Source organism: Reyranella sp. (genome assembly GCF_017305915.1).
Taxonomy (GTDB): domain Bacteria; phylum Pseudomonadota; class Alphaproteobacteria; order Reyranellales; family Reyranellaceae; genus Reyranella.
Window position 1 is genome coordinate 88,104 of record NZ_JAFKJN010000010.1, and the last position, 22,776, is coordinate 110,879.

22 protein-coding genes and 1 pseudogene are annotated in these 22,776 nt (G+C 68.0%); 16 read left to right on the plus strand and 7 right to left on the minus strand.

Annotated features, from left to right (window positions below; translation table 11 throughout):
- Positions 1-5: 5 nt before the first annotated feature.
- Both J0J01_RS08195 and J0J01_RS08200 read left to right on the plus strand, forming a co-directional pair.
- Positions 6-491: a tetratricopeptide repeat protein gene (locus J0J01_RS08195; protein ID WP_296379777.1), complete on the plus strand. Its 486-nt coding sequence runs from the start codon at positions 6-8 to the stop codon at positions 489-491.
- Between the two features lie 120 nt (positions 492-611).
- Positions 612-4,130 carry an indolepyruvate ferredoxin oxidoreductase family protein gene (locus tag J0J01_RS08200; protein WP_296379778.1) on the plus strand — a complete coding sequence of 1,173 codons (3,519 nt, stop codon included), beginning with the start codon at positions 612-614 and terminating at the stop codon, positions 4,128-4,130.
- A 242-nt stretch (positions 4,131-4,372) separates the two neighbouring features.
- Here the strand turns inward: J0J01_RS08200 and J0J01_RS08205 are convergent, their stop codons facing one another.
- Positions 4,373-4,972: a YqgE/AlgH family protein gene (locus J0J01_RS08205; protein ID WP_296379779.1), complete on the minus strand. Its 600-nt coding sequence runs from the start codon at positions 4,970-4,972 to the stop codon at positions 4,373-4,375.
- Between the two features lie 144 nt (positions 4,973-5,116).
- On the opposite strand from J0J01_RS08205, the pseudogene J0J01_RS08210 reads away from it, so the two are divergent.
- The 4 genes and pseudogenes from J0J01_RS08210 to J0J01_RS08225 all read left to right on the plus strand — a co-directional run bounded on the left by J0J01_RS08210 (position 5,117) and on the right by J0J01_RS08225 (position 7,856).
- Positions 5,117-5,599 (plus strand): annotated as a pseudogene (locus J0J01_RS08210) (peroxiredoxin).
- Positions 5,600-5,672: 73 nt separating this feature from the next.
- Complete coding sequence (locus J0J01_RS08215) at positions 5,673-6,155, plus strand: peroxiredoxin (protein ID WP_296379780.1); 483 nt, start codon at positions 5,673-5,675, stop codon at positions 6,153-6,155.
- 16 nt (positions 6,156-6,171) lie between these two features.
- Positions 6,172-7,041, plus strand: coding sequence for a hypothetical protein (locus tag J0J01_RS08220; protein WP_296379781.1), 870 nt, complete (start codon positions 6,172-6,174; stop codon positions 7,039-7,041).
- A complete protein-coding gene (locus J0J01_RS08225) occupies positions 7,038-7,856 on the plus strand; it encodes an SDR family NAD(P)-dependent oxidoreductase (protein ID WP_296379782.1) in 819 nt (272 codons plus the stop codon). Before J0J01_RS08220 ends, J0J01_RS08225 begins: the two co-directional genes overlap by 4 nt.
- Here the strand turns inward: J0J01_RS08225 and J0J01_RS08230 are convergent.
- Together J0J01_RS08230 and J0J01_RS08235 are read right to left on the minus strand one after the other, a co-directional pair.
- Positions 7,816-8,583, minus strand: coding sequence for an SDR family oxidoreductase (locus J0J01_RS08230; RefSeq protein WP_296379783.1), 768 nt, complete (start codon positions 8,581-8,583; stop codon positions 7,816-7,818). The genes J0J01_RS08225 and J0J01_RS08230 overlap by 41 nt on opposite strands.
- Before the next feature lie 9 nt (positions 8,584-8,592).
- Complete coding sequence (locus tag J0J01_RS08235; protein ID WP_296379784.1) at positions 8,593-9,804, minus strand: MFS transporter; 1,212 nt, start codon at positions 9,802-9,804, stop codon at positions 8,593-8,595.
- An 87-nt stretch (positions 9,805-9,891) separates the two neighbouring features.
- Between J0J01_RS08235 and J0J01_RS08240 the strand changes: the two genes are divergently transcribed.
- Positions 9,892-10,503, plus strand: a complete 612-nt coding sequence (locus tag J0J01_RS08240; RefSeq protein WP_296379785.1) for a TetR/AcrR family transcriptional regulator — start codon at positions 9,892-9,894, stop codon at positions 10,501-10,503.
- A gap of 48 nt (positions 10,504-10,551) precedes the next feature.
- Here J0J01_RS08240 and J0J01_RS08245 read toward each other — a convergent pair whose 3' ends face one another.
- Complete coding sequence (locus J0J01_RS08245; RefSeq protein WP_296379786.1) at positions 10,552-11,133, minus strand: hypothetical protein; 582 nt, start codon at positions 11,131-11,133, stop codon at positions 10,552-10,554.
- 181 nt (positions 11,134-11,314) lie between these two features.
- On the opposite strand from J0J01_RS08245, the gene J0J01_RS08250 reads away from it, so the two are divergent.
- The 3 genes from J0J01_RS08250 (at position 11,315) to J0J01_RS08260 (ending at position 13,664) form a co-directional block, all read left to right on the plus strand.
- Entirely contained in the window at positions 11,315-11,593 is a 279-nt protein-coding gene (locus tag J0J01_RS08250; RefSeq protein ID WP_296379937.1) for a PRC-barrel domain-containing protein, read from the plus strand.
- 68 nt (positions 11,594-11,661) lie between these two features.
- Positions 11,662-12,555: a Ku protein gene (locus J0J01_RS08255; RefSeq protein WP_296379787.1), complete on the plus strand. Its 894-nt coding sequence runs from the start codon at positions 11,662-11,664 to the stop codon at positions 12,553-12,555.
- Positions 12,556-12,569: 14 nt separating this feature from the next.
- Positions 12,570-13,664 (plus strand): tetratricopeptide repeat protein, encoded by a 1,095-nt coding sequence (locus J0J01_RS08260; RefSeq protein ID WP_296379788.1) that lies wholly within the window; start codon positions 12,570-12,572, stop codon positions 13,662-13,664.
- Positions 13,665-13,666: 2 nt separating this feature from the next.
- On the opposite strand, the gene J0J01_RS08265 is transcribed toward J0J01_RS08260, so the two are convergent.
- Positions 13,667-14,350 carry an alpha/beta family hydrolase gene (locus J0J01_RS08265; RefSeq protein ID WP_296379789.1) on the minus strand — a complete coding sequence of 228 codons (684 nt, stop codon included), beginning with the start codon at positions 14,348-14,350 and terminating at the stop codon, positions 13,667-13,669.
- Between the two features lie 185 nt (positions 14,351-14,535).
- Here J0J01_RS08265 and J0J01_RS08270 point away from each other — a divergent pair, with 185 nt between their 5' ends.
- Positions 14,536-14,739 (plus strand): hypothetical protein, encoded by a 204-nt coding sequence (locus J0J01_RS08270; protein WP_296379790.1) that lies wholly within the window; start codon positions 14,536-14,538, stop codon positions 14,737-14,739.
- Between the two features lie 157 nt (positions 14,740-14,896).
- Positions 14,897-15,244: a hypothetical protein gene (locus J0J01_RS08275; RefSeq protein ID WP_296379791.1), complete on the plus strand. Its 348-nt coding sequence runs from the start codon at positions 14,897-14,899 to the stop codon at positions 15,242-15,244.
- Here J0J01_RS08275 and J0J01_RS08280 read toward each other — a convergent pair.
- Complete coding sequence (locus tag J0J01_RS08280) at positions 15,241-16,083, minus strand: LOG family protein (protein WP_296379792.1); 843 nt, start codon at positions 16,081-16,083, stop codon at positions 15,241-15,243. The genes J0J01_RS08275 and J0J01_RS08280 overlap by 4 nt on opposite strands.
- 174 nt (positions 16,084-16,257) lie before the next feature.
- Between J0J01_RS08280 and J0J01_RS08285 the strand changes: the two genes are divergently transcribed.
- Genes J0J01_RS08285 through lpdA form a run of 4 tightly spaced genes read left to right on the plus strand, consistent with a single transcriptional unit; the run spans position 16,258 to position 21,202 of the window.
- Positions 16,258-17,490: a 3-methyl-2-oxobutanoate dehydrogenase (2-methylpropanoyl-transferring) subunit alpha gene (locus tag J0J01_RS08285; RefSeq protein ID WP_296379793.1), complete on the plus strand. Its 1,233-nt coding sequence runs from the start codon at positions 16,258-16,260 to the stop codon at positions 17,488-17,490.
- A gap of 2 nt (positions 17,491-17,492) precedes the next feature.
- Positions 17,493-18,506: an alpha-ketoacid dehydrogenase subunit beta gene (locus tag J0J01_RS08290; protein WP_296379794.1), complete on the plus strand. Its 1,014-nt coding sequence runs from the start codon at positions 17,493-17,495 to the stop codon at positions 18,504-18,506.
- 1 nt (position 18,507) lies between these two features.
- Positions 18,508-19,794, plus strand: coding sequence for a dihydrolipoamide acetyltransferase family protein (locus J0J01_RS08295; RefSeq protein ID WP_296379795.1), 1,287 nt, complete (start codon positions 18,508-18,510; stop codon positions 19,792-19,794).
- Position 19,795: 1 nt separating this feature from the next.
- Complete coding sequence (gene lpdA, locus J0J01_RS08300) at positions 19,796-21,202, plus strand: dihydrolipoyl dehydrogenase (protein WP_296379796.1); 1,407 nt, start codon at positions 19,796-19,798, stop codon at positions 21,200-21,202.
- 487 nt (positions 21,203-21,689) lie between these two features.
- Here the strand turns inward: lpdA and J0J01_RS08305 are convergent, their stop codons facing one another.
- Positions 21,690-22,556 carry a DUF2189 domain-containing protein gene (locus J0J01_RS08305; protein WP_296379797.1) on the minus strand — a complete coding sequence of 289 codons (867 nt, stop codon included), beginning with the start codon at positions 22,554-22,556 and terminating at the stop codon, positions 21,690-21,692.
- Positions 22,557-22,776: the final 220 nt, after the last annotated feature.

Below are 22,776 nucleotides of genomic sequence, written 5' to 3' on the forward strand. Positions count from 1 at the left end.
TTCCCATGCGCTCCGCCCTTTGCTTTTCGGTTGCGTCCTGCGTCCTCGGCTTCTCCATCGCAGCCTTCGCCGCCGGCGGCGGGGGCGGCGGCATCGACAGCACGCCGGCCAAACCGGTCGATCCGGCATTCGGCCAGGCCCGGGCGCTGATCGAGGCGAAAAACTACGCGGCGGCCATGCCTCTGCTGCAGCAGGTCGCGGCCAAGGATCCGAGGAACGCCGATGCCTACACCCTGATGGGCTACGCCACGCGCAAGTCGGGCAATCCCAACGGTTCGCTGCAGTACTACAATCAGGCGCTGACGCTCGATCCCAAGCATATCGGCGCGCACGAATATGTCGGTGAGGCCTACCTGATGCTCGACCGCCTGCCGGAAGCCGAGCAGCACTTGGCGCGGCTTGATTCGCTCTGCCTGTTCGGCTGTACCGAATATCGTATGCTGAAAACGGCGATCGCCAACTACAAGGCCGGCCGAAAGCCCACGAACTAGCAAGCGGAACTGATTCGTCACCCCGAGCGCAGCCGAGGGGACGACAGGGTGCGCCGTTCGTTCCCCCACGCTATGCTCGCGTCATAAACGAACGTTTATGACCGCGCCCCGGGAGGGCCCATGAGCAGCACTCCGCTTCCCCTGGTCTTCGGCGACTACGCGCTCGAGGATCGCTACCGGCTGGACAAGGGCCGCGTCTACCTGACCGGCATCCAGGCGCTGGTGCGCCTGCCGATGATGCAGCGCCAGCGCGACCTCAAGGCGGGGCTGAACACCGGCGGCTTCATCTCAGGCTATCGCGGCTCGCCGCTCGGCATGTACGACAACGCACTGTGGGGCGCGAAGCGGTACCTCAAGGAAAACAACATCCACTTCCAGCCCGGCCTCAACGAGGACCTCGCCGCGACTGCAGTGTGGGGCAGCCAGCAAACCAACCTCTTCCCGACCGCGTCGGTCGATGGCGTGTTCGGCATCTGGTACGGCAAGGGGCCCGGCGTCGACCGATCGATGGACGTGCTGAAGCACGGCAACGCCGCCGGCACCTCGCAGTATGGCGGCGTGATCGCGCTGGCCGGCGACGATCATGGCTGCCAGTCCTCGACCCTGCCGCATCAGAGCGAGCAGGTGTTCGCCGCGGCGATGATCCCGGTCGTCAATCCGGCGACGGTGCAGGAGTATCTCGACTTCGGCATCCTGGGCTTCGCCCTGTCGCGCTATTCGGGCTGCTGGGTCGGCTTCAAGGCGATCTCCGAGACTGTCGAGTCCGGCGCGTCGGTGTGGGTCGATCCCGAGCGCATCCAGGTTGTTCTGCCGACCGACTTCCAGCTCCCGCCGGGCGGGCTCGGCATCCGCAATCCCGATGCACCGCTCGAGCAGGAGAAGCGCCTGCACGGCCCGAAGATGGCCGCGGTAAGGGCCTTCGTGCGCGCCAACGGCTTCGACCGCATCGTCATCGATCCTCCCCAGTCAGGTCACCAGGCGCGGATCGGCATCATGACCACCGGCAAGGCGTACCTCGACACGCGCCAGGCGCTGGAAGACCTCGGCCTCAGCGAGGAGCGCTGCAAGGCGCTCGGCATCCGGCTGTACAAGGTCGGCGTCACCTGGCCGATCGAGCCCGAAGGCGCGCGCCGCTTCGCCGAAGGCCTCAAGGAAGTGATCGTCATCGAGGAGAAGCGCTCGAACCTCGAGGACCAGCTCGTGCGTGTGCTCTACAACGCGCCGGCCGACCGCCGGCCTCTCGTCATCGGCAAGACCGACGAGGACGGCCGCACCCTGTTCCAGAGCGAAGGCGAGCTGTCGCCGACCGGTGTCGCGTTGGTGATCGCCAACCGGCTGATGAAGCACACTGGCGATTCGCCGGAACTCAAGCAGCGGCTAGCCCGCCTCGAAGCCAAGGAGAAGCTGCTGAACGCGCCACCGCCCAAGGTGGCGCGCACGCCTTTCTTCTGCTCGGGCTGCCCGCACAACACTTCGACCAGGGTGCCCGAAGGCAGCCGCGCGCTGGCCGGCATCGGTTGCCACGGCATGGCGGTGTGGATGCCGGAGCGCCGCACCTCGCTGATCAGCCACATGGGCGGCGAAGGCGTGACCTGGGTCGGCCAGGCGCCGTTCACCTCGGAGAAGCACGTCTTCCAGAACCTGGGCGACGGCACCTACTACCACTCCGGCCTGATGGCGATCCGCCAGTCGGCGGCGGCCGGCGTCAACATCACCTACAAGATCCTGTTCAACGACGCGGTCGCGATGACCGGCGGCCAGCCGCATGACGGCCCGCTGACCGTCCCCGAGATCACCCGCCAGGTCGAGGCCGAGGGCGCCAGGAAGATCGTCGTCGTCACCGATGAGCCCGACAAGTATCCGATCAACGCCGGCTTCGCGCACGGCGTCACCATTCGCCATCGCGACGAGCTCGACGCCGTCCAGAAGGAGCTGCGCGACATCCCCGGCCTCACCGTGCTGGTCTACGACCAGACCTGCGCCGCCGAGAAGCGCCGCCGCCGCAAGCGCGGCACCTTCCCCGATCCGGCCAAGCGCGTGTTCATCAACGACGCGGTGTGCGAGGGCTGTGGCGACTGCTCCGACAAGAGCAACTGCGTGTCGGTCAAACCGCTCGAGACCGAGCTCGGCCGCAAGCGCCAGATCGACCAGAGCAATTGCAACAAGGACTTCTCCTGCCTCAACGGCTTCTGCCCGAGCTTCGTCTCGGTGCATGGCGGGACGCCCGCCAAGGCCAAGCGGCCGCAGCTCAAGCTGGTGCAGGACGATCCGTTCGACTCGCTGCCGATGCCGACCCTGCGGCCGCTGAGCGAGGCCTACGGCATCCTGGTGACCGGCATCGGCGGCACCGGCGTGATCACCGTCGGCGCGCTGATCGGCATGGCCGCCCACCTCGAGGGCAAGGGCTGCACCGTGCTCGACTTCACCGGCCTCGCCCAGAAGAACGGCGCGGTGATGAGCCATGTGCGGCTCGCGCCCAGGCCGGAGGACCTCCACGCCGTGCGCATCGCCGCCGGCGGCGCCAACCTGGTGCTGGGCTGCGACATGGTCGTGGCCGCCTCGCCGGCGGCGCTGTCGCGCATCGAGCCCGGCATCACCCGTGCGGTGATCAACGGCTACATGACGCCGGTCGCCGCCTTCGTGACCAACGGCGACATGGATCTCGGCACCGAGGCGATGATGAAGTCGATCCGCGACGCCGCCAGCAACGACGCCACGACCTTCGTCGACGGCACCGGGCTCGCCACCGCGATCCTGGGCGATTCGATCGCCACCAACCTCTTCATGCTGGGCTATGCCTGGCAGAAGGGTCTGGTGCCGCTGTCGCTCGATGCGCTGATGCGCGCGATCGAGCTGAACGGCGTCGCGGTCGAGACCAGCAAGCGCACCTTCGCCTGGGGTCGGCTCGCCGCGCACGACCTCGCCGCGGTGCAGGCCGCCGCCAAGCCGACGCTGCGGGTCGAGAAGCCGGCGGCGCGCACGCTGCCGGAGATCGCCGCCAAGCGGGTCGAGCTGCTGACCGCCTACCAGGACAAGGCCTACGCCGAGCGCTATCGCCGCTTCGTCGAGCGCGTGTCCACGATCGAGAAGGAGCGCGCCAGGGGCCGCTCGGGCCTCGCCGAGGCGGTCGCCAAGTCGCTCTACAAGCTGATGGCCTACAAGGACGAGTACGAGGTCGCGCGCCTCTACACCGACGGCGAGTTCCTGAAGAAGATCGGCGCGCAGTTCGAGGGCGACTACACGATCAGCTTCCATCTCGCGCCGCCGCTGTTCGCCGACCGCGATCCCGGCTCGGGCCAGCTCAAGAAGCGCGAGTACGGTTCGTGGATGATGAGCGCGTTCCGCGTGCTCGCGTCGCTCCGGCGCCTGCGCGGCACCGCGTTCGACGTCTTCGGTTACACCGAGGAGCGCAAGATGGAGCGCCGCCTGATCGCCGAGTACGAGGCGACGGTCGATTCCCTGCTCGCCACGCTCGACGCCAACAACCACGGGTTGGCGGTGCAGATCGCAGGCGTGCCGGAGACCATGCGCGGTTTCGGTCACATCAAGGAAAAGAACATTGTCGCCGCCAAGGCGCGTGAAGCTTCGCTGCTTGCTGCCTATCGCACGCCCGCCAGCGAGAAGATCGCGGCCGAGTAATAGTCCCAGAAGCGACTGCGGGACGCCGTTGCTCCCGATGGGGTTGGGGAAGGAGCAGCGACGTCCCGGCTACGCAGCGTCTCCGCGAAGGGAGGGATGCAGAGGCGCCTCAATTCGCCCTATAGGCCCACGGGCGGTGGATTTCTAGCACAATCCGCACTTTCAGGTTGCAGCCGCGCTGCGCTTATCAACGGCTCGTGCAGATTGCCTGCTGCAACAGACAGCACCCGATCGGAATCGCCCTAGGCGCGGCCGACTTGATGCGAATAGGACGCCGGATCGAAGCGGATTCCGCGCTCGGTCTTGCCGCCCAGCCGGTCGAGGGCGCGCTGCCACTTGGCGTCAAGATCGGTGTCGAACACCAGAGCTGCATCGGCCTCGACTACCAGCCATGCATTATCCTGCAACTCGCGGTCGAGTTGGCCCGGCGACCAGCCGGAATGGCCGAGCGCCAGCCAGGCCTGCTTGGGGCCGCTGCCGCTCGCCATGTCCTTCAGGATCTCGAGCGAGGCGGTGAGCGCCATGCCGCCGTCGATCAGCAGAGTTTCGTCGCGCTTGTAGTCGGCCGAGTGCAGCACCAGCCCGCGCGCGGTCTCGACCGGGCCGCCGAACAGCACCGGCTGGATGTTGGAGATCTTGGGCACCTCGATGCCGAGCTGCTTGTAGACCTGGCCGAGGGGCAGATCCTCGACCTTGTTGTTGACGATGATGCCGAGCGCGCCGTCGTCATCGTGCTTGCAGATGAAGACAACGCTCTTCTGGAAGCGCCCGTCCGGCATGGAGGGCGCTGCGACCAGAAAGCGGCCAACCAGGGTGGCGGCAGGAGTGCTGGACCCGGGCATGATCAAGTGTCCTCCAAATCCATGGGGATTGTCCGGTCAAAGATCAAGGCCGCCCAAGGAGATAGCCGGAGCGCCGATGGACAAAAACCGCGCTTCTGTCCTAGGGTCCGCTCGTCTAACTGCCACGAGCGAGGACAAAGGACTATGGCCAAGGTTGGCGATAAGGTCCCCAGTGCAACACTGAGGATGATGGGCCCGGAAGGGCCCAAAGCAATGACAACGGAGGAGCTTTTCGCTCCCGGCAAGAAGGTCGTCGCCTTCGCGCTGCCGGGTGCATTCACACCAACTTGAAGCGCCAAGCATGTGCCAGGTTTTCTGGCCAACATTGATGCGATCAAGGGCAAGGGCGTCGACACGGTAGCCTGCATCTCCGTGAATGACGCATTCGTGATGGGTGCCTGGGCCAAGGACACCAAGGCGGACGGCAAGATCCAGATGCTGGCCGACGGCTCGGGCGAGTTCAGCCGGGCGATGGGCCTGACGATGGACCTGACCAAGAACGGTCTCGGCGTGCGCAGCCAGCGCTACGCCATGGTCGTCCAGGACGGGGTCATCAAAGACCTGTACGTCGAGAAGCCGGGCGCCTTCGAGGCGTCGACGGCGGAGAACGTCCTGAAGCACCTCTAGAGAGGTGCCCAGGGACCCCAAAGCCGACCTTGCCCAGAGTTCTCAACCGCGATTGACAAGAGGAGCAAGAGACATGGTCAAGGTCGGCGACAAGGTCCCCAGCGCAACGCTGCGGACGATCGGCCCCGAGGGGCCCAAAGCCATCACCACCGAAGAGCTGTTCCCCGCCGGCAAGAAGGTCGTTGCCTTCGCCCTGCCGGGCGCCTTCACGCCGACCTGCTCGGCCAAGCACGTGCCGGGCTTCGTCAACTCGTTCGACCAGATCAAGGCCAAGGGTGTCGACACCATCGCCTGCATCTCGGTCAACGACGCCTTCGTCATGGGCGCCTGGGGCAAGGACCAGAAGGCTGGCGACAAGGTGATCATGCTGGGCGACGGCGGTGCGGAGTTCACCAACGCCATGGGTCTCAGCATGGACCTCACCAAGAACGGCATGGGCGTGCGCAGCCAGCGCTACGCCATGATCGTCCAGGACGGCGTCATCAAGGACCTGTTCGTCGAGAAGCCGGGCGCCTTCGAGGTGTCGGCGGCCGAGAACGTCCTGAAACACCTCTAGCCCGCCGGGGAGGCGCATGGCGCAGCCGGAACCGCCCGTCTTCACCGGACTGTTCTCGGTCAACGGCGCCACGCGCCTCTACGGCACGATCGGCGATCCGATCCGCCAGCTGCGGATGACCGGAATCATGCCGCAGGTCTTCGCCGCGGTCGGGGCCAATGCGGTGTGGCTGCCCTTCGAGGGCGGCGCGCCGCTGCTGCAGCTCATGCTCGACGGCCTGCGCGGCAAGCTGCGCAACCTTGCGGGTTTCACCGTCACGATCCCGCACAAAACGGCGATCCTGCCGCTGCTCGATCGCGTGTCGCCGCGCGCCCAGGCGGCGGGCAGCGTCAACATGGTCAAGCGCGACGGCGCCCAGCTGGTCGGCGACATCGGCGACGGCCTGGGCTTCGTGCGCGGGCTGGAGGCAGCGGGCCATCGCGTGCACGGCGCCAGCGTCTGGCTGGTCGGCCTGGGCGGCGTCGGCGGCGCGATCGCCGCGGCGCTGTGCGAGGCCGGCGTCGGCCGGCTGCTGGTCACCGAGCTCGACGACGCGCGCGCCGATGCCGCCGTCGCGCGACTCTCCAAATTCTATCCCAACGTGCCGGTGGCGAATGTCGACATGCCGCCCAAGGGCATCCACTACGCCATCAATGCGACGCCGCTCGGCCTGCGGCCCAACGATCCGCTGCCGTTCGATCCGATGATGCTGGCGCCCGAGGTGCTGGTCGCCGAGGTGATCATGAGCCCGGCCGAGACGCCGCTGCTGCAGCGCGCCCGCACCCACGGCCGGCGCATCCATCACGGCCGCCACACGCTCGACCACCAGGTGCCGATCTATCTCGACTGGTTCGGCATCGACGCCAAGGGCATCGACATCGTGCGGTTGGTGAGGTCGATCCCATGAAGACCGCCCTCATCACCGGCGCGACCGACGGCGTCGGCCGGGTCGTCGCCAGGCGTCTCGGCGCGCAGGGCTGGCGGCTGCTGGTCCATGGCCGCAGCCAGGAGCGCGGCGAGGCGTTGGTGCGCGAGATCGAAGGCGCCGGCGGCAAAGCCACGTTCCTCGAGGCCGACCTCGCGTCGCTTGCAGCGGTGCGGCGGCTCGCCGACGCGGTGAAGCAGCAGACGGACCGGCTGGAGCTGCTGATCAACAACGCCGGCATCGGCACGGCCGGCGACAGGCCCGGCCGCCAGGAGAGCGCCGACGGCCACGAGCTGCGCTTCGCGGTGAACTACCTCGCGGGCTTCCTGCTCACGCATCTGCTGCTGCCGCTGGTCAAGACGGCGGCGCCGGCGCGGATCGTCAACGTCTCCTCGGCCGGGCAGGAGGCGATCGACTTCGGCGACGTGATGCTGACCAGGGGCTACAGCGGCAGTCGCGCCTATCGCCAGAGCAAGCTGGCGCAGATCCTGTTCACGGTCGACCTCGCCGAGGAGCTGAAGGGCGCCGGCGTCATCGCCAACTGCCTGCATCCCTCGACCTACATGAACACCACCATGGTGAAGCAGTCGGGCAATTCACCGCTCAGCAGCGTCGAGACCGGCGCCGACGCGATCCTGCAGCTCGCGGTGTCTCCGAAGCTCGACGGCAGGAGCGGCCTCTACTTCAACGTCATGAACGAAAGCCGCGCCAATCCTCAGGCTTACGACGCCAAGGCGCGCGCCAGCTTGCGAAAGCTCAGCCTCGAGCTGACCGGTATAAAGTCAGCCCGCCGTTGACGTGGATGGTCTGGCCGGTGACGTAGCTCGCCGCCGGCGAGCACAGGAAAGCGATCACTGCCGCGACCTCCGCCGGCTTGCCGTAGCGGCGCATGGGAATCGATTCGCTCACCTTGGCCATGCGCTCGCGCGGCACGGCGGCGTGGCCGTCGGCGTCCTTCTCGATGAAGCCCGGCGCCACGCAGTTGACGGTGGCGCCGCTCGGCGCGAGGTCGGCGGCCAATGCCTTGGCCAGCGCCTCCATGCCCGCCTTGGCAGCGGCCGAAGCCGGGAAGGTCATGATGCCGCGCGCGAAGGCATGCGCCACGAAGGACGAGACGCCGACCAGCCGGCCCTCGCGGCCCGCCTTGACCAGCCACGGCTTGGCGGCAGTCGCGAGCTCGAAGAAGGCCGAGGTCATGGCCGCGAGCGAGGCGTCCCACGCCGCGCGATCGATCTCGCCGACCAGCCGGCGATCGGCGAAGCCTGCGTTGCTGACCACGCCGTCGAGCTTGCCGAAGCGTGCCACCGTCTCCTCGACCAGCCGCATGCCGGTGCCGGGCTGGGCGAGGTCGCCTTCGACGATCAGCGTCTCGGCCCCGGCGGCGGCGACCGCTTGGGCGACGCGCTCGGCGCCCGCGCGGTTCTTGCGGGCGTGCAGGGCAATGGCGGTGTCGGGAGCGGCCAGGGTCCGGGCGGCGGCGGCGCCGATGCCCGAGGAGGCACCGGTAATCAGGAAGACGCGCATCGCGCCACTTTAACCAGCGTTCGGCGCGGGCTCCAGACGCGGCGGCTTCGGCGCGGCGAAGAGGAGCTGCAAGGTGCCGGCGACGAGGCCGCAGCCGACCCCGATCTTCCAGGCGAGATCGTAGCTGCCCATCAGGTCGAACAGCACGCCGCCGCCCAGCGCGCCGGCGAAGCTGCCGACCTGGTGGCTCATGAAGGCGAGGCCCTGGATCATCGCCTGCCAGCGCAAACCGAACATCTCGGCCACCGAGCCCGAGATCAGCGGGCCGACGCCCAGCCAAAGGAAACCCATGGCTGCCGCGAAGACCAGGGAACCGATCGGTGTCGGCGGCTGGGCGAAGTAGATCGCCAGCACGATCGAGCGGGCGATGTAGAGCCCGCCCAGCAAGGCCTGCTTGGGCCAGCGGCCCCCGGCCCAACCGAAGAACAGGCTGCCGGCGACGTTGAACGCCGCGATCACGGCCAGCGCCTGGGCGCTCAGCATCGGGTCCATGCCGCACAGCGCCAGGTAGGACGGCAGGTGGGTGGCCAGGAAGATGAGCTGCATGCCACAGACGCAGTAGGCTCCGGCCATCACCAGGAAGCCGCGGTGGGCGAAGGCGGCCGCCAGGGCTGCCCGGGCCGTCGTGTCGTCTGCACCCGTCCCGCGTGAGGGCAACACCACCCTGTCTACCCGGCCCGCGAGCCAGGCCGCCGGGATCATCATGATGGCCAGCGCGGCGAAACCGAGCACGCCGGCCCGCCAGCCCCAGCCCTCGGCAAGGACCTGGCCGAGCGGCGCGGCCACGATCGAGCCCAGCGAGCCCCCGGCCGTCACCAGGCCGAGCACGGTGCTACGGACCGCCACGGGCACCGCCCGCGCAGCCACCGCCAGCGCCATGGCCGAGGCGGTACAGGCCAGTGCACCCCCGATCAGGACTCCCGCCCCGATCGTCACGCCGACCAGCCCGCGGGCTGATGCCAGGACCAGCAGCCCCGCGACATAGCAGACAGCGCCGGTCACCAGGGTCCGGCGGAAGCCCAGCCGGGCCGAGAAGCCGCCGGCGATCGGCTGCAGTACTCCCCAGGCGATGTTCTGGACGGCAATGGCCAAAGTGAAGTCGGCGACCGCGAGTCCGAGATCCCGGGTCAGCGGCTGGAGGAACAGGCCGAGGCTCTGGCGCAGGCCCATGGCGAGGCTCAGCATCAGGGCGACGGCGATCAGGATCGGACGATTGGGCATTACACAGGTCTGTGTAATATACACAGACCTGTGTACTATGCACAAGTCTGTGTACTAACCTGTCGGCCGCTACACAAGGCGGTGCAAATGAGCCGAAAACCAGCCAGCGAGCGCATTCTCGAGACGGCCGACCGGCTGTTCTACGGTCAGGGCACGGTGATCGGCGTCGACACCATCGCGGCCGAAGCCGGCATCAGCAAGCGCACGCTCTACAATCACTACCCCAGCAAGGACACCCTGATCGTGGCCTATCTGCAGCGGCGGCTGCGGGAGATCCCGACCACGGACGCCCCGCCGGCGCAGCAGATCCTGGACGACTTCGACCGGCTGGAGCGGGCGTTCGGCTGGGACGGCTTCCGCGGCTGCGCCTTCGTCAACGCGGTCGCCGAGCTCAAGGACCCGCGGCACGCCGCCAACGCCATCGCCCTGCAGTTCAAGGAGCGGCGCCGGCAGTGGTTCCGCGCCCTGCTCGAGCTCGGCGGCGCTCCCGACCCCGAGGGCCTGTCGCTACAGCTCCTGCTGCTGGTCGACGGCGCAATCGCCGCCGCCCTGGTGCGTAAGGACCCGACGGTCGCCCGGGCGGCGAAGGAGGCCGCGCGGGTGCTGCTGCAGGCGGCCGGCCTGGTCGCCCACGCGCCAACCGCCCCGTCGGCACCGAAGCCGGCGGACCCGCCGGCGAGCCGGCCGCCGCTTGGCTGACATCGCGCAGCTTCCGCGGCCGCTTCCGCCGCATTAGCGACGGCTGACCTAACGGCGGGAGATCGACGTCGCCTCGGCGACCTCGCCGCCGCCATCGGCCTGCCGATAGTCGTACTTCACGATCACGCCCGGCGATGGCGCATACCATTCGCGCAGCACGATCTCGCTCGATCCGCCGATCGCCTTCTGGCGCGCGACGACCAGGAAGGCATCGAAGCGGCCCGCCGACGTGTCGAGCCGCTCGTAACGCTCCACCCGATAGGACAGATCGATCGTGACCAGGGTTCGCGACGAGCGCTGCGACGGCCCGAAGTAGCGCGCGGCGATCGTCTTGTTGACGGCCAGCGGCCACAGCGCGCGCGGCTTGACCTGCACCGGAAAGGTCTCGAGCTGATGGCCCGACAGCTCAATGGTCGGCGCATACCACGCCAGGTATCCGTCCAGCATGCCCGATCCCTGGATGAACAGCCGGCAGTGATCGTCCTCCGGCCAGGCCCAGGCCGTCTTTCGCAGATTCGAGTACTCCACGGCTGTACCGGGCTCGGCACACTTGAAGTCGGCGGTCTGAGCGGCCGCCTCGCCCATGCCCAGCAGTGCGGCGGCCATCGCGACGCCCGATCGAAGCTTCATGCTGCCATGTTAGCAGCACGGCGCGCGCAGCAAGTGGCCTAAAGCGACGCACGACCGAGTTGCGGACTCGACAACTCGCCGCGCGGCCCGCGACCGGCCGACGGCCTCTCACCCTTCGGCCGCGACCACCGAATCGACCGGCGATTTCGACGCCCAGGGCGATGTCTCGGCCAATGCGGCGATCGGCGCCAAGGTGCGAAACCAGAATCGCGACACGGTCGGCACGGTGCAGGACCTCTATGTCGACGCGTCCGGCAGCATCAAGACGGTGGTGATCGCGGTCGGCGGCTTCCTCGGTGTCGGCTCCAAGGATGTCGCGGTGAAGTGGAGGGACCTCAAGCGGACCCGCGACGGCAAGTCGGTCGTACTGAGCACCGACCTCAACAAGGATCAGCTCAAGGCGATGCCGGACTACAAGGACGAGCGTCGCGTTCCCAGTCAGGCGGCCACGCCGAAGTAACGGGCGGCGGTTGGACCGGCGGCGGCGGCTGCCCTAAAATCGACTCCGCAACGCGTTGGAGGGAGTTGATGCCGCGGTCGTCGTGGAAGGGCTATCTCAAGCTGTCGCTGGTCTCCTGCGCGGTGGCGCTCTACAGCGCGAGCTCGTCGTCCGAGCGGGTGTCGTTCAACACGCTGAACCGCAAGACCGGCAACCGGCTGAAGCAGAATCTGGTCGATTCGGTGAGCGGCGAGCCGGTCGACACGGCCGACCGCGTCAAGGGCTACGCGGCCGCCAAGGGTCAGTATGTCCTGGTCGAGGACGCCGACCTCGAGGCGCTGAAGATCGAGACCACCAAGACGCTCGAGATCGAGACCTTCGTGCCCCAGGCCGAGATCGATCCGATCTACCTCGACAGCCCCTACTACCTCGCGCCGGACGCCAAGGTCGCCGAGGAGGCCTTCGCCGTCATCCGCGATGCCATGATCGCCAAGAAGGTGGTCGGCATCGGCCGGGTCGTGCTGAGCCGCCGCGAGCGCATGCTGATGCTGCAGCCGCGCGGCAAGGGCATGCTGGCGACGACGCTGCGCTATCCCTACGAGATCCGGCAGGACGCCGAGGTGTTCGATCCGATCGGCGACGTCCGGCTGCCGGGAGAGATGCTCGACATCGCCCAGGAGATCATCGCCCGCAAATCCGGAACCTTCGCGCCCGACAGCTTCACCGACCGCTACGAGGAGGCCGTGGTCGCGATGCTGCGCGCCAAGCAGGCCGGCGAAGCCTTCGCCGTGCCCGAAGCGGCGGAGCCGGCCAATGTGGTGGACATCATGGACGCCCTGCGGCGCAGCCTCGAGGCCGGCGAAGCCAACCTGCGCCGGCCGCCTGCGCCCAGCAAGAAGCCGGCGGAGACGCCCGCCACGGCGGACCAGACCGCGCGCAAGGCACCGCCTCGCAAGGCGGCGGCGCGCAAAGCCGCGCGCTGAAGGCAGGAGGCCCGATGCGCCTCGCCGGACAAACGCTCTTCATCGTCGGCCGCATCCAGGGCCTGACGCGGCGACGGCTCGACCAGCTGGTGCGCGCGCAGGGCGCCAAGCTCGCGACCCGGCCGGCGGCATCGGTGACGACGATCGTCTTCGGCCATTCCGCCATCTCCAAGGTGCTGAACGATGGACGGTTGCGGCTGCCCACCGGCCTGTCGGCCAAGGCGCCGCTGATCAGCGAGAACGTGCTGCGCTGGCAGCTCGGCCTGCGCGAGCCGCCGCCGGCGGTCGATCGCAGCATGGGCTGGGCCGACATCGAGCGGCTGACCGGCCTGTCGCGCGATCTGGCCGCCTGTCTCGTCCTGTTCGACGTGCTCGAGCCGGTCGACGACAAATTCAGCTATCGCGACCTCGTGGCGGTGCGCGAGGCGGCGCGCCTGCTGAAGCGCGGCGTGCTTCTTCCCGACGTGCTCGAAGCCTCGCTGGCGCTCGGCCGGCGCGGCAGCCATCTCGCCGAGGCGCGGCTGACCGAGGGCCCGTCGGGCGAGCTGGTACGCGAGATCGCGGGCCAGCTCGCCGAGCTCAGCGGCCAGCTGACGATGCCCCTCGACCAGACGCCGCGCAGCATCGACGACCTGCTGGTCGACGCGGAGCAGGCCGAGGAACAGGGCGACCTCGCCACCGCCGAGAGCCTCTACACCACGGCGATGCGCGCCGACGCGGCCGATCCTGTGCTGCCGTTCAATCTCGGCAACGTGTTCCAGGCGCAGGGCCGACCGACCGAGGCCAAGATCGCGTGGCAGATTGCGGTGGCGCGCGACCCGGCGTTCGCCGAGGCCTGGTACAATCTCGCTCACGCAGCGGAGGACGAGCGGCAGACCGATCTCGCGATCGCCACCTACCGCCGGGCCGTGCAGGCGCAGCCCGACTATGCCGACGCCCATTTCAATCTCGCGCTGCTGCTGACCCAGCTCGATCGCTGCGGCGAGGCGCTCGTCACCTGGCAGCGCTTCCTCGAGCTCGAGCCCTCGTCGAAGCAAAGCGGCACGGCGCAGAAAGCGATCGCGCTCTGCCGCATGCGCATCCAGCAGGACAAGGCGCAAGCCGGCTGACGTCAGGCCTTCGCGATCCGATCCGCCCAGGCTGCGAGCGCGTCCATCATCTCGCGCAGGACATCGGCGTCCTTGCGGCCGCTGCGCGCCGGCACGTGGAACGAATGGTCGGCGTCGTCGAACAAGTGGAGCGTGGCGCGCTTGCCGAGTCCGGCCACCATCGGCTCGAGCAGCGCCGTGTCGGCCAGCGCATCGCGCGTGCCCTGGAGGAAGAGCATCGGCACCTTCACCTCGCCAAGGTGTTTCGCCCGCGCATCGGACGGCTTGCCGGCCGGATGCAAGGGGAAGCCGAGGAAGGCGAGGCCGCATACACCGTCGAGCGGCTCGGCTGCCTCAGCCTGCGAGGTCATGCGGCCGCCGAACGACTTGCCGCCGGCGATCAGCGGCAGGCCGGGCATGAGCTCGGCCGCCTTCGCCACCGCGGCACGGACCGTCGCGTGCGCGAGCGCCGGCGGATCGGGCCGACGTCCGCCTTGCTCCATATATGGGAACTGATAGCGCAACGTCGCGACACCGCGCTCGGCAAGCGCGTCCGCGACGCACGCCATGAAGGGATGCGTCATGCCGGCACCGGCGCCGTGCGCGAGCACGTAGCAACACTGCGCGTCAGGCGCCGACCGCAACAAACCCGACACGCCTCGATCGTCATCGACGTCGATACTGAGTGACCGCACACCGCGCGACATAGGACGCCTCCTTCTGCAACCACTTTCCCGCGACAAGGATGAAGCTGCAATTTGATCCGCTGGCGCGTTTCGGTTCGCCGGCTAACATTGTCGTGTCCTGTGGGAAGGACTGACTACTACTTGGGGACGTTCACATGGCTATCTTGAAAGGGGCGGTTTTCGCCGCACCGATTTTTTGCGCGTGCGTGGCGTTTGCCCAAACGCCGCAGCAACTCAACTACTGCAAGGCGCTGACCACGACCTACCGCAATGCCGTAGGGTCCGGCTCGGCGCCGATGCAGAAGCTCGAAGCGGCCACCATCGAATGCTCGACCAATCCGGTCGGCTCGATTCCGGTGCTCGAGCGCGGCCTCAAGGAAATGAAGGTCGAGCTGCCGCCGCGCGCCTAGCTCCGAACGCGCAAGGAGTGGCCGCCAGAGGCCACTCCTTCGCCCTTTCCGGCAAAAATCGCCGGCCACTGCAATTATTAACGCTGCAATAACGGTCCGCTCACGCTCGTCGCACGGCAATCATGCATCCGTGCCCCCGAGCGAAGGGAGATGGCAGATGCAGGCAGTGCTGGGCGGGGTCGACGCCTTCCCAAGGGCGCACCTGGTCGTGGGCATCGTGGGGCCCGTGGGACGCCGCTACGACCGGACGCTGGCGCCGCTGTTCGAGCAGCTGATCGAGGCCCAGGGTGCCCGCGGCACCTATGACGTGGGCGAGATCCAGGACGGCGATCACCTTGCCCTGCACTGCGCCTTCCAGCTCAAGACGGATGCCGATCGCTTCGCCGCCGCGCTGCAGGCGACGACGGTCGGCCGCTACCCCGGTTTCGCCAGCCAGCGCGAGTTCCTGGTCAACCCGATCGTGCTCAAGGCCATCTCGAGCGTGCTGCAGGAACGCGCCCGTTAGCCCTCCCGCGCCGCTTGTCGTACGGTCTCCGAGGGAAGGTGCGCATCGAGCCCGCCGCGGACGAGCGCGTCCCAACCTTCCTCGGGGTCGTCAACCAGCTCGAACAGCGACAGGTCCTGCTCGCCGATCACGCCATCGGCGAGCATCTCGTCGAAGTTGATGACTTTCTGCCAATAATCCCGGCCAAACAGCACGACCGGCAAGGCTGGCGCCTTGCGCGTCTGCAGCAGAGTCAGGATCTCGAACAGCTCATCGAGCGTGCCGAAGCCGCCCGGAAAGACCGCCAGCGCGTTGGCGCGCATCGCCAGGTGCATTTTGCGCATGCCGAAGTAGTGGAGCTTGAAGGTCAGCGCGGGCGTGGAGAAACTGTTCGGCTCCTGCTCGGCCGGCAGGCCGATGTTGAAGCCGATGCTTGGGGCACCGGCCTCGAACGCGCCGCGGTTGGCCGCCTCCATGATTCCCGGCCCGCCGCCGGTGGCGATGACGTTCTCGCCACATCCTTTCGCCGCCAGCAGGGCACCGCCTCGCGTCGAGACGATGCGGGCAAACGCACGGGCGCGCTCATAGTAGACGGCGAGCTGCAGCAGCCGGTCGATACGCGGACTCGATGCCGGGCTGCGGCGCAGCAGCTCGGCCTGCTCGGGCGACGGGATGCGAGCGCTGCCGAACACCACGACGGTGGAGACGATGCAGGCCTTGCGCAGCGCCTGCTCGACCTTGGCGTATTCCAAGGCAAAGCGCAGCGGACGCATCTCGTCGGAAAGCAAAAACTCCTTGTCGTCGACGGCAAGGAGATAGCTCTGGGCCGCGCGCTGGGCGCTGTTGTCGGTGGGGTGCACGAAGTCCTCGCTGGGTCGGCGCCAACCTAGCGCGAGCCGTCGCAAAAACGCACCCCCGGGGAACCGGGCCGCCTGCGCCTGGGGGAAGGGGAACAAAGGGGTTCGATCGGCGTCTTGGTTGGTATCGTGAATGGGCGGTAGTGTTCGGCAGCTTCGTCGAACCGGGAGTTCCCAATGTCTGATCCAGGTCGCCTCTCGTTCCACGTGCCGGCTCCGGCAGTGCGACCCGGGGGGACGCCGGACTTCAGCGAAGTAAAGATCGCCCCGGCCGGTGAGGTCAGGCGCCCCGATGTCGACGTCGCTGCCGAAGATATCCGCGACCTCGCCTATTCGATCATCCGCGTGCTCAATCGTGAAGGCGAGGCGGTGGGGCCATGGGCCAATCAGCTGAGCGCCGAGGCGCTGCTCGAGGGCCTGCGGCACATGATGACGTTGCGGGCGTTCGATGCCCGCATGCTGATGGCGCAACGCCAGGGCAAGACGTCCTTCTATATGCAGCATATGGGCGAGGAAGCCGTGAGCTGTGCCTTTCAGAGAGCGCTCTCGCCCGGCGACATGAACTTCCCGACCCATCGGCAGGCCGGCCTCTTGATCGCAGGCGGCTACCCTATGCTCAAGATGATGTCGCAGATCTATTCGAACGAGCTCGATCCCCTGAAGGGCCGCCAATTGCCGATCATGTATTCCTCGCGCGAGCACGGCTTCTTCTCGATCTCCGGCAATCTCGGCACCCAGTTCGTCCAGGCGGTGGGCTGGGCGATGGCGTCGGCCATAAAGCGGGACACGAAGATCGCCGCCGGCTGGATCGGCGACGGCTCGACGGCGGAGTCCGATTTCCATGCGGCCCTTGTGTTCGCTTCGACGTACAAGGCGCCGGTGGTGCTCAATATCGTCAACAATCAGTGGGCGATCTCGACCTTCCAGGGCATCGCACGCGGCGGCTCGGGAACCTTCGCGGCCCGCGGCCTCGGATTCGGCATGCCGGCGCTGCGGGTCGACGGCAACGATTACCTCGCCGTCCATGCCGTCGCGAAATGGGCGGTCGAGCGGGCGCGGCGCAATCTCGGACCGACGCTGATCGAATACGTGACCTATCGCGTGGGCGCGCATTCCACCTCGGACGACCCCACGGCCTATCGACCGAAGATGGAGTCCGACTCCTGGCCGCTGGGCGACCCCGTGCTGCGGCTGAAGCAGCACCTGATCCGCCTCGGCGCCTGGTCGGAGGAGCGGCACAAGCAAGCCGAGGCGGAGATCCTGGCGTCGGTGATCGAGACCCAGAAGGAGGCCGAAGCCCACGGGACGCTGCACTCCGGCCCCCATCCCTCGGCGCGCGACATGTTCGAGGGGGTCTACGAGGCTATGCCGCCGCACCTGCGTCGGCAGCGCCAGCAGGCGGGGGTGTAGCCGTGCCGCGCAAGACGATGGTGGAAGCGATTCGCGATGCCCTGGACGTCTCGATGCAGCGCGACGAGAACGTCGTCGTGTTCGGCGAGGATGTCGGCTACTTCGGCGGCGTCTTCCGCTGCACCCAGGGCCTGCAGCAGAAGTTCGGCATGAGCCGCTGCTTCGACACCCCGATCAGCGAGCTCGGCATCGTCGGCGTTGCCGTCGGCATGGCGGCCTACGGGCTGCGACCGTGCGTCGAGATCCAGTTCGCCGATTACATGTATCCGGGTTATGACCAGATCGTGTCGGAGGTGGCGCGCTTGCGCTACCGGTCGAACGGTGAGTTCACGGCGCCGCTGGTCGTGCGCATGCCGACCGGCGGCGGCATCTTCGGCGGCCAGACGCACAGCCAGAGTCCGGAGGCCCTGTTCGTCCATGTCGCGGGCCTCAAGACGGTCGTCCCGTCCAATCCCTACGACGCCAAGGGCCTGCTGATCGCGGCGATCGAGGACAACGATCCGGTGATCTTCCTGGAGCCCAAGCGGCTCTATAACGGGCCCTTCGACGGCCATCACGACCGGCCCGTCACGCCGTGGTCCAAACATGCGCAGGGCGAAGTGCCGGACGGTCACTACACGGTGCCGCTCGGCAAGGCCGCCATCCGCCGGGCGGGCGCGGCGGTGACGGTGCTGGCCTACGGCACCATGGTCTTCGTGGCCGAGGCCGCTGCCGCCGAGACCGGGATCGACGCCGAGGTGATCGACCTGCGGACCCTTCTGCCCTACGACCTCGAGACCATCGTCGCGTCGGTCGAGAAGACCGGCCGATGTGTCATCGTCCATGAGGCGACATTGACCGGCGGCTACGGCGCCGAGCTGGCGGCGCTCGTGCAGGAGCGTTGCTTCTACAGCCTCGAGGCGCCGATCGCGCGCGTGACCGGCTGGGACACGCCCTATCCGCACGCCCAGGAATGGGACTACTTCCCGGGGCCGGCGCGTGTCGGTCGTGCCCTCAAGGCCGTGATGGAGGCTTGAGATGGGCACCCGCATCGTCAAGCTCCCCGATGTCGGCGAAGGCGTGGCCGAGGCCGAGATCGTCGAATGGCATGTCGAGGTCGGCCAGTCGGTGCTGGAGGACCAGATCCTCGCCGCCGTCATGACCGACAAGGCGACGGTCGAGATTCCCTCGCCGGTCGCCGGAACCGTCGTTGCCCTGGGCGGCGAGGTCGGCAGCGTGCTCGCGGTCGGTGCCGAGCTCGTCCGCCTCGAGGTCGCCGGCGCCGGCAGCGACGAGGTCGTGGCCACACCCAAGCAGGCGGTGGCCGAACCGCCCCGTGATCCGAAGAAGGCCGAGCCTGCTGCGGCCGAGAAGGCGCCATCACCGGCCGCGCCGCCGAAACCCGCCGTTCGCGCCGAAGCGGCGTCGCCTTCCCTGCCGCGGCCGGCGATCGCCAAGCCGATCGCATCGCCGGCCGTGCGCCGGCGCGCGCGCGACGCCGGCGTCGATCTGCGCCAGGTGCGTGGCAGCGGACCGGCCGGCCGCATCTCGCATGACGATCTCGACGCTTTCCTGCGCGGCGCGGGCGGGCCTGCCGCGGGAGGAGCGGCGCGGGTCGCGAACACGAAGGTCGAGACCATCAAGATGGTGGGGCTGCGCCGGCGCATCGCCCAGAAGATGGCCGAGTCGAAGCGGCGGATCGCACATTTCTCCTATGTCGAGGAAGTCGATGTCACGGCGCTCGAGGAGCTGCGCACGACGCTCAATGCGCAGGAGCGGCCGGATCGTCCGCGGCTGACGCTCATCCCGTTCCTGATGCAGGCGCTGGTCAGGGCGGTTGTCGATTTCCCCGAGATGAATGCGCTTTACGACGACGAGGCGGAAACCATCGACCGCCATGGCGGCGTCCATATCGGCATCGCGACCCAGACCAACGCCGGCCTGCTGGTGCCCGTCGTCCGGCATTGCGAGGCGCGCGGCCTGTGGGACTTCGCGACGGAAGTCCGGCGCCTGGCGGAAGCCGCGCGTCAGGGCACGGCGACACGGGCCGAGCTTTCCGGCTCGACGATCACCATCACCAGCCTCGGCGCGCTGGGTGGCATCGTCACCACGCCGGTGATCAATCGGCCCGAGGTGGCGATCATCGGCGTCAATCGCGAGGTCGTGCGGCCGGTCTGGCTGGGCGCGCAGTTCGTGCCGCGCACCATGATGAACCTGTCCTCGTCGTTCGATCACCGCGTGATCGACGGCTATGCCGCCGCGCGCTTCGTCCAGCGCATCAAGGGGCTGCTCGAGGCCCCGGCGACTCTTTTCATTGAGGGATGAGATGGCTGAAATTTCCGCCAAGGTGCTGGTGATCGGCGGCGGGCCCGGCGGCTACGTCACGGCCATCCGGGCCGGCCAGCTCGGCCTCGACGTCGTCCTGGTCGAGCAGGACGGGCGCGAAGGCGGGCTGGGCGGCACCTGCCTCAATGTCGGCTGCATCCCGTCGAAGGCGATCATTCACGCGGCCGACGCGTTCCATCACGCGCGCGAGCAGGCGACGTCGGCGCCGTTCGGCGTGCGCGTCGAGCGGCCGACCCTCGATTTCGCGCGCACGGTCGAATGGAAGGACGGCATCGTCGGCCGTCTCACCAGCGGGGTTGGCGCCCTGCTGAAGCGGCACAAGGTCAAGATCATCCACGGCCATGCCGAGATGCTCGACGGCAAGACCTGCCGCGTCGAGGCCGACACCGGTCCGCAGACGGTGCGGGCGGAGCATGTCGTGCTCGCCACCGGATCGGAATCGGCCGGCTTGCCGACGCTGCCGTTCGGAGGCCCCGTGATATCCTCGACCGATGCCTTATCCCTGCCGGCGGTGCCGGAGCGGTTGGCGGTGGTCGGCGCGGGCTATATCGGCCTGGAGCTCGGCACCGCCTTCGCCAAGCTCGGCGCCAAGGTCACCGTCGTCGAGGCCGAGGACCGGATCCTGCCGGCATACGATGCCGAGCTCACGCGCCCGGTGGGCCGCCGCCTGAGAGCGCTGGGGGTCGACGTCCTGACCGGCGCCAAGGCTTCCGGCCTGTCCGATGACGGCAAGGCGCTGCGGGTCTCTCAGCAAAGCGGCGCCGGGCGCGACATCCCGGCCGACAAGGTCCTCGTCGCCACGGGCCGGCGCGCACGCACGGCCGGCCTCGGCCTCGACCGGCTCGATCTCACGATGAACGGCGCGTTCGTGCGGATCGACGAACGGTGCGCGACGTCCATGTACAACGTCTGGGCGGTCGGCGATCTGACCGGCGAGCCGATGCTGGCGCATCGTGCCATGGCGCAGGGCGTCGCGGTGGCCGAGATCATCGCCGGCCATGGCCGCGTGTTCGATCCCGTCGCGATCCCCGCCGTCTGTTTCACCGATCCTGAGATCGTCACCGTCGGCCTCTCGCCCGAGGCCGCCCGCGCCGCCGCCCACGAAGTGCATGTCGGGATGTTTCCACTGTCGGCCAATGGCCGCGCGCTGACGCTCGGTGCCGAGGAAGGCTTCGTGCGCGTGACCGCGCGGGCCGACAATCATCTGGTCCTCGGCATCGCCGCCGTGGGCGCGGGCGTATCGGAACTATCGGGTGCCTTCGGCCTCGCGCTCGAGATGGGCGCGCGGCTGGAAGACATCGGCGGCACCATCCACGCCCATCCGACGCTTGGAGAAGCGTTCCACGAAGCAAGCTTGCGCGCGCTGGGCGAAGCCCTTCACGTCTAGCGAGAGGCCCTGATGGAGAGATAATGGCGCGCCCGAAGAGATTCGAACTCCTAACCTTCTGATCCGTAGCTAGAAGGCCAGAAATAGAAAAATCATTGAGCTATCGGACTTTTGGGGCGTCCAGCGTCGCACGGTTCAGGCCGTGTTCTGCGCCAAAATCGGCCCCTTGTTGCGCGTCATTCTCGGCTGGCGAGGGCCGTGAAAAGCCAACTGGGTCAGGTTCGGCTGTTCGCAACTGCTACAGTGCGTTCGCCTTCACCGCCTGATTTCGGATACCAGTCGCACGATTGAAAATCCAGGCATGGGGCGACGCCTCGGCCGGGATCACCTGCGGCAGCGCATCTGGGGCGCATGTTGACACGGCCGGCTCGGCCTCCGCACAAATCTCGACGCACCCTTTGAATTCGAACGGCCAGCAGTTCGCTGAATTTCGCCTTTACCTGGGCCAAGCTGACGGTAACCGTGGGCTTGCTAAATCAGCGCCACTTCAACTCACCACCTTGCGGTAGAGATGCCAGGTCGCGTGCCCGAGCACGGGCAGCACGATGGCGAGGCCGACCAGCAGGGGGATGGCGCCGATCACCAGGGAGCCCGCGATGATCAGGCCCCACATCGCCATCGGTCCGGGATTGGTGAGCACGACGCGCACCGAGGTGGCGACGGCCGTGCCGACGCCGACGTTGCGGTCGAGCAGCAGCGGGAAGGAGACGACGCCGATCACCAGCGCCACGAGGGCGAACAGGAAGCCGACGCCGCAGCCGACCACGATCATCGTCCAGCCCGCCGGCGTCGTCAGCGCATCGCGGGCGAAGGCGGTGGCCGAGACCGGCGAATCGGGCCCGAGGGTCACGATGTAGATGAGGTTGGCTGTGAACAGCCACAGGCAGAACAGCCCGAACAGTAGCGCACCCAGCACCACGATCGCCCCGATCGCTGGTGCGCGCACCACGGCGAAAGCGTCCGCCCAACCGGTGCCGATGCCCATCTCGCGCCGCCGGCTCATCTCGTAGAGGCCGAGACCGAACAGCGGGCCGACGAGGGCGAAACCCGAGATCAGCGGGAAGACCAGCGCCACCATGCCGTAGTCGGCGGCCATGCGCGATATGACGAGGCCGGCGACGGGATAGATGAGGCAGAGGAAGATGACGTCCGTGCGGCAGGCCCCGAAATCCTTGACGCCCTTGGCAAGCGCATCGCCGATGTCGGCGGCATGGATGCGGCGGACCATCGGCGCGACCGCGTCCCGGCTTTCCCAGGCGCCTTCGACCGTGTGGGCCGTCTCCTCCATCGCGTGGCCGGTCTGCTTGAGGTGATCCCAAGCCCATTCGATGGGATTGCGGATCTGCGCGACCATGTCTGCCTCCTCTCGAACAGGAAGTCCGGAGGTCGCGGCGACAGTGACCACGAACGTGCCGCGATCCACCACGCGAAAATTCTACGCCTGTTTGGCCGCCATGTGGAGAGATTTGAGCAGGCTTTCCGCGAGGGCGCGACAGCTGGCGCCGCGGCCAGTCACGCTCCCCTTCCGGCGGGTATGGTCGCTTGCCCTGACAGGTCAGGCCGCCGGGCCTGCC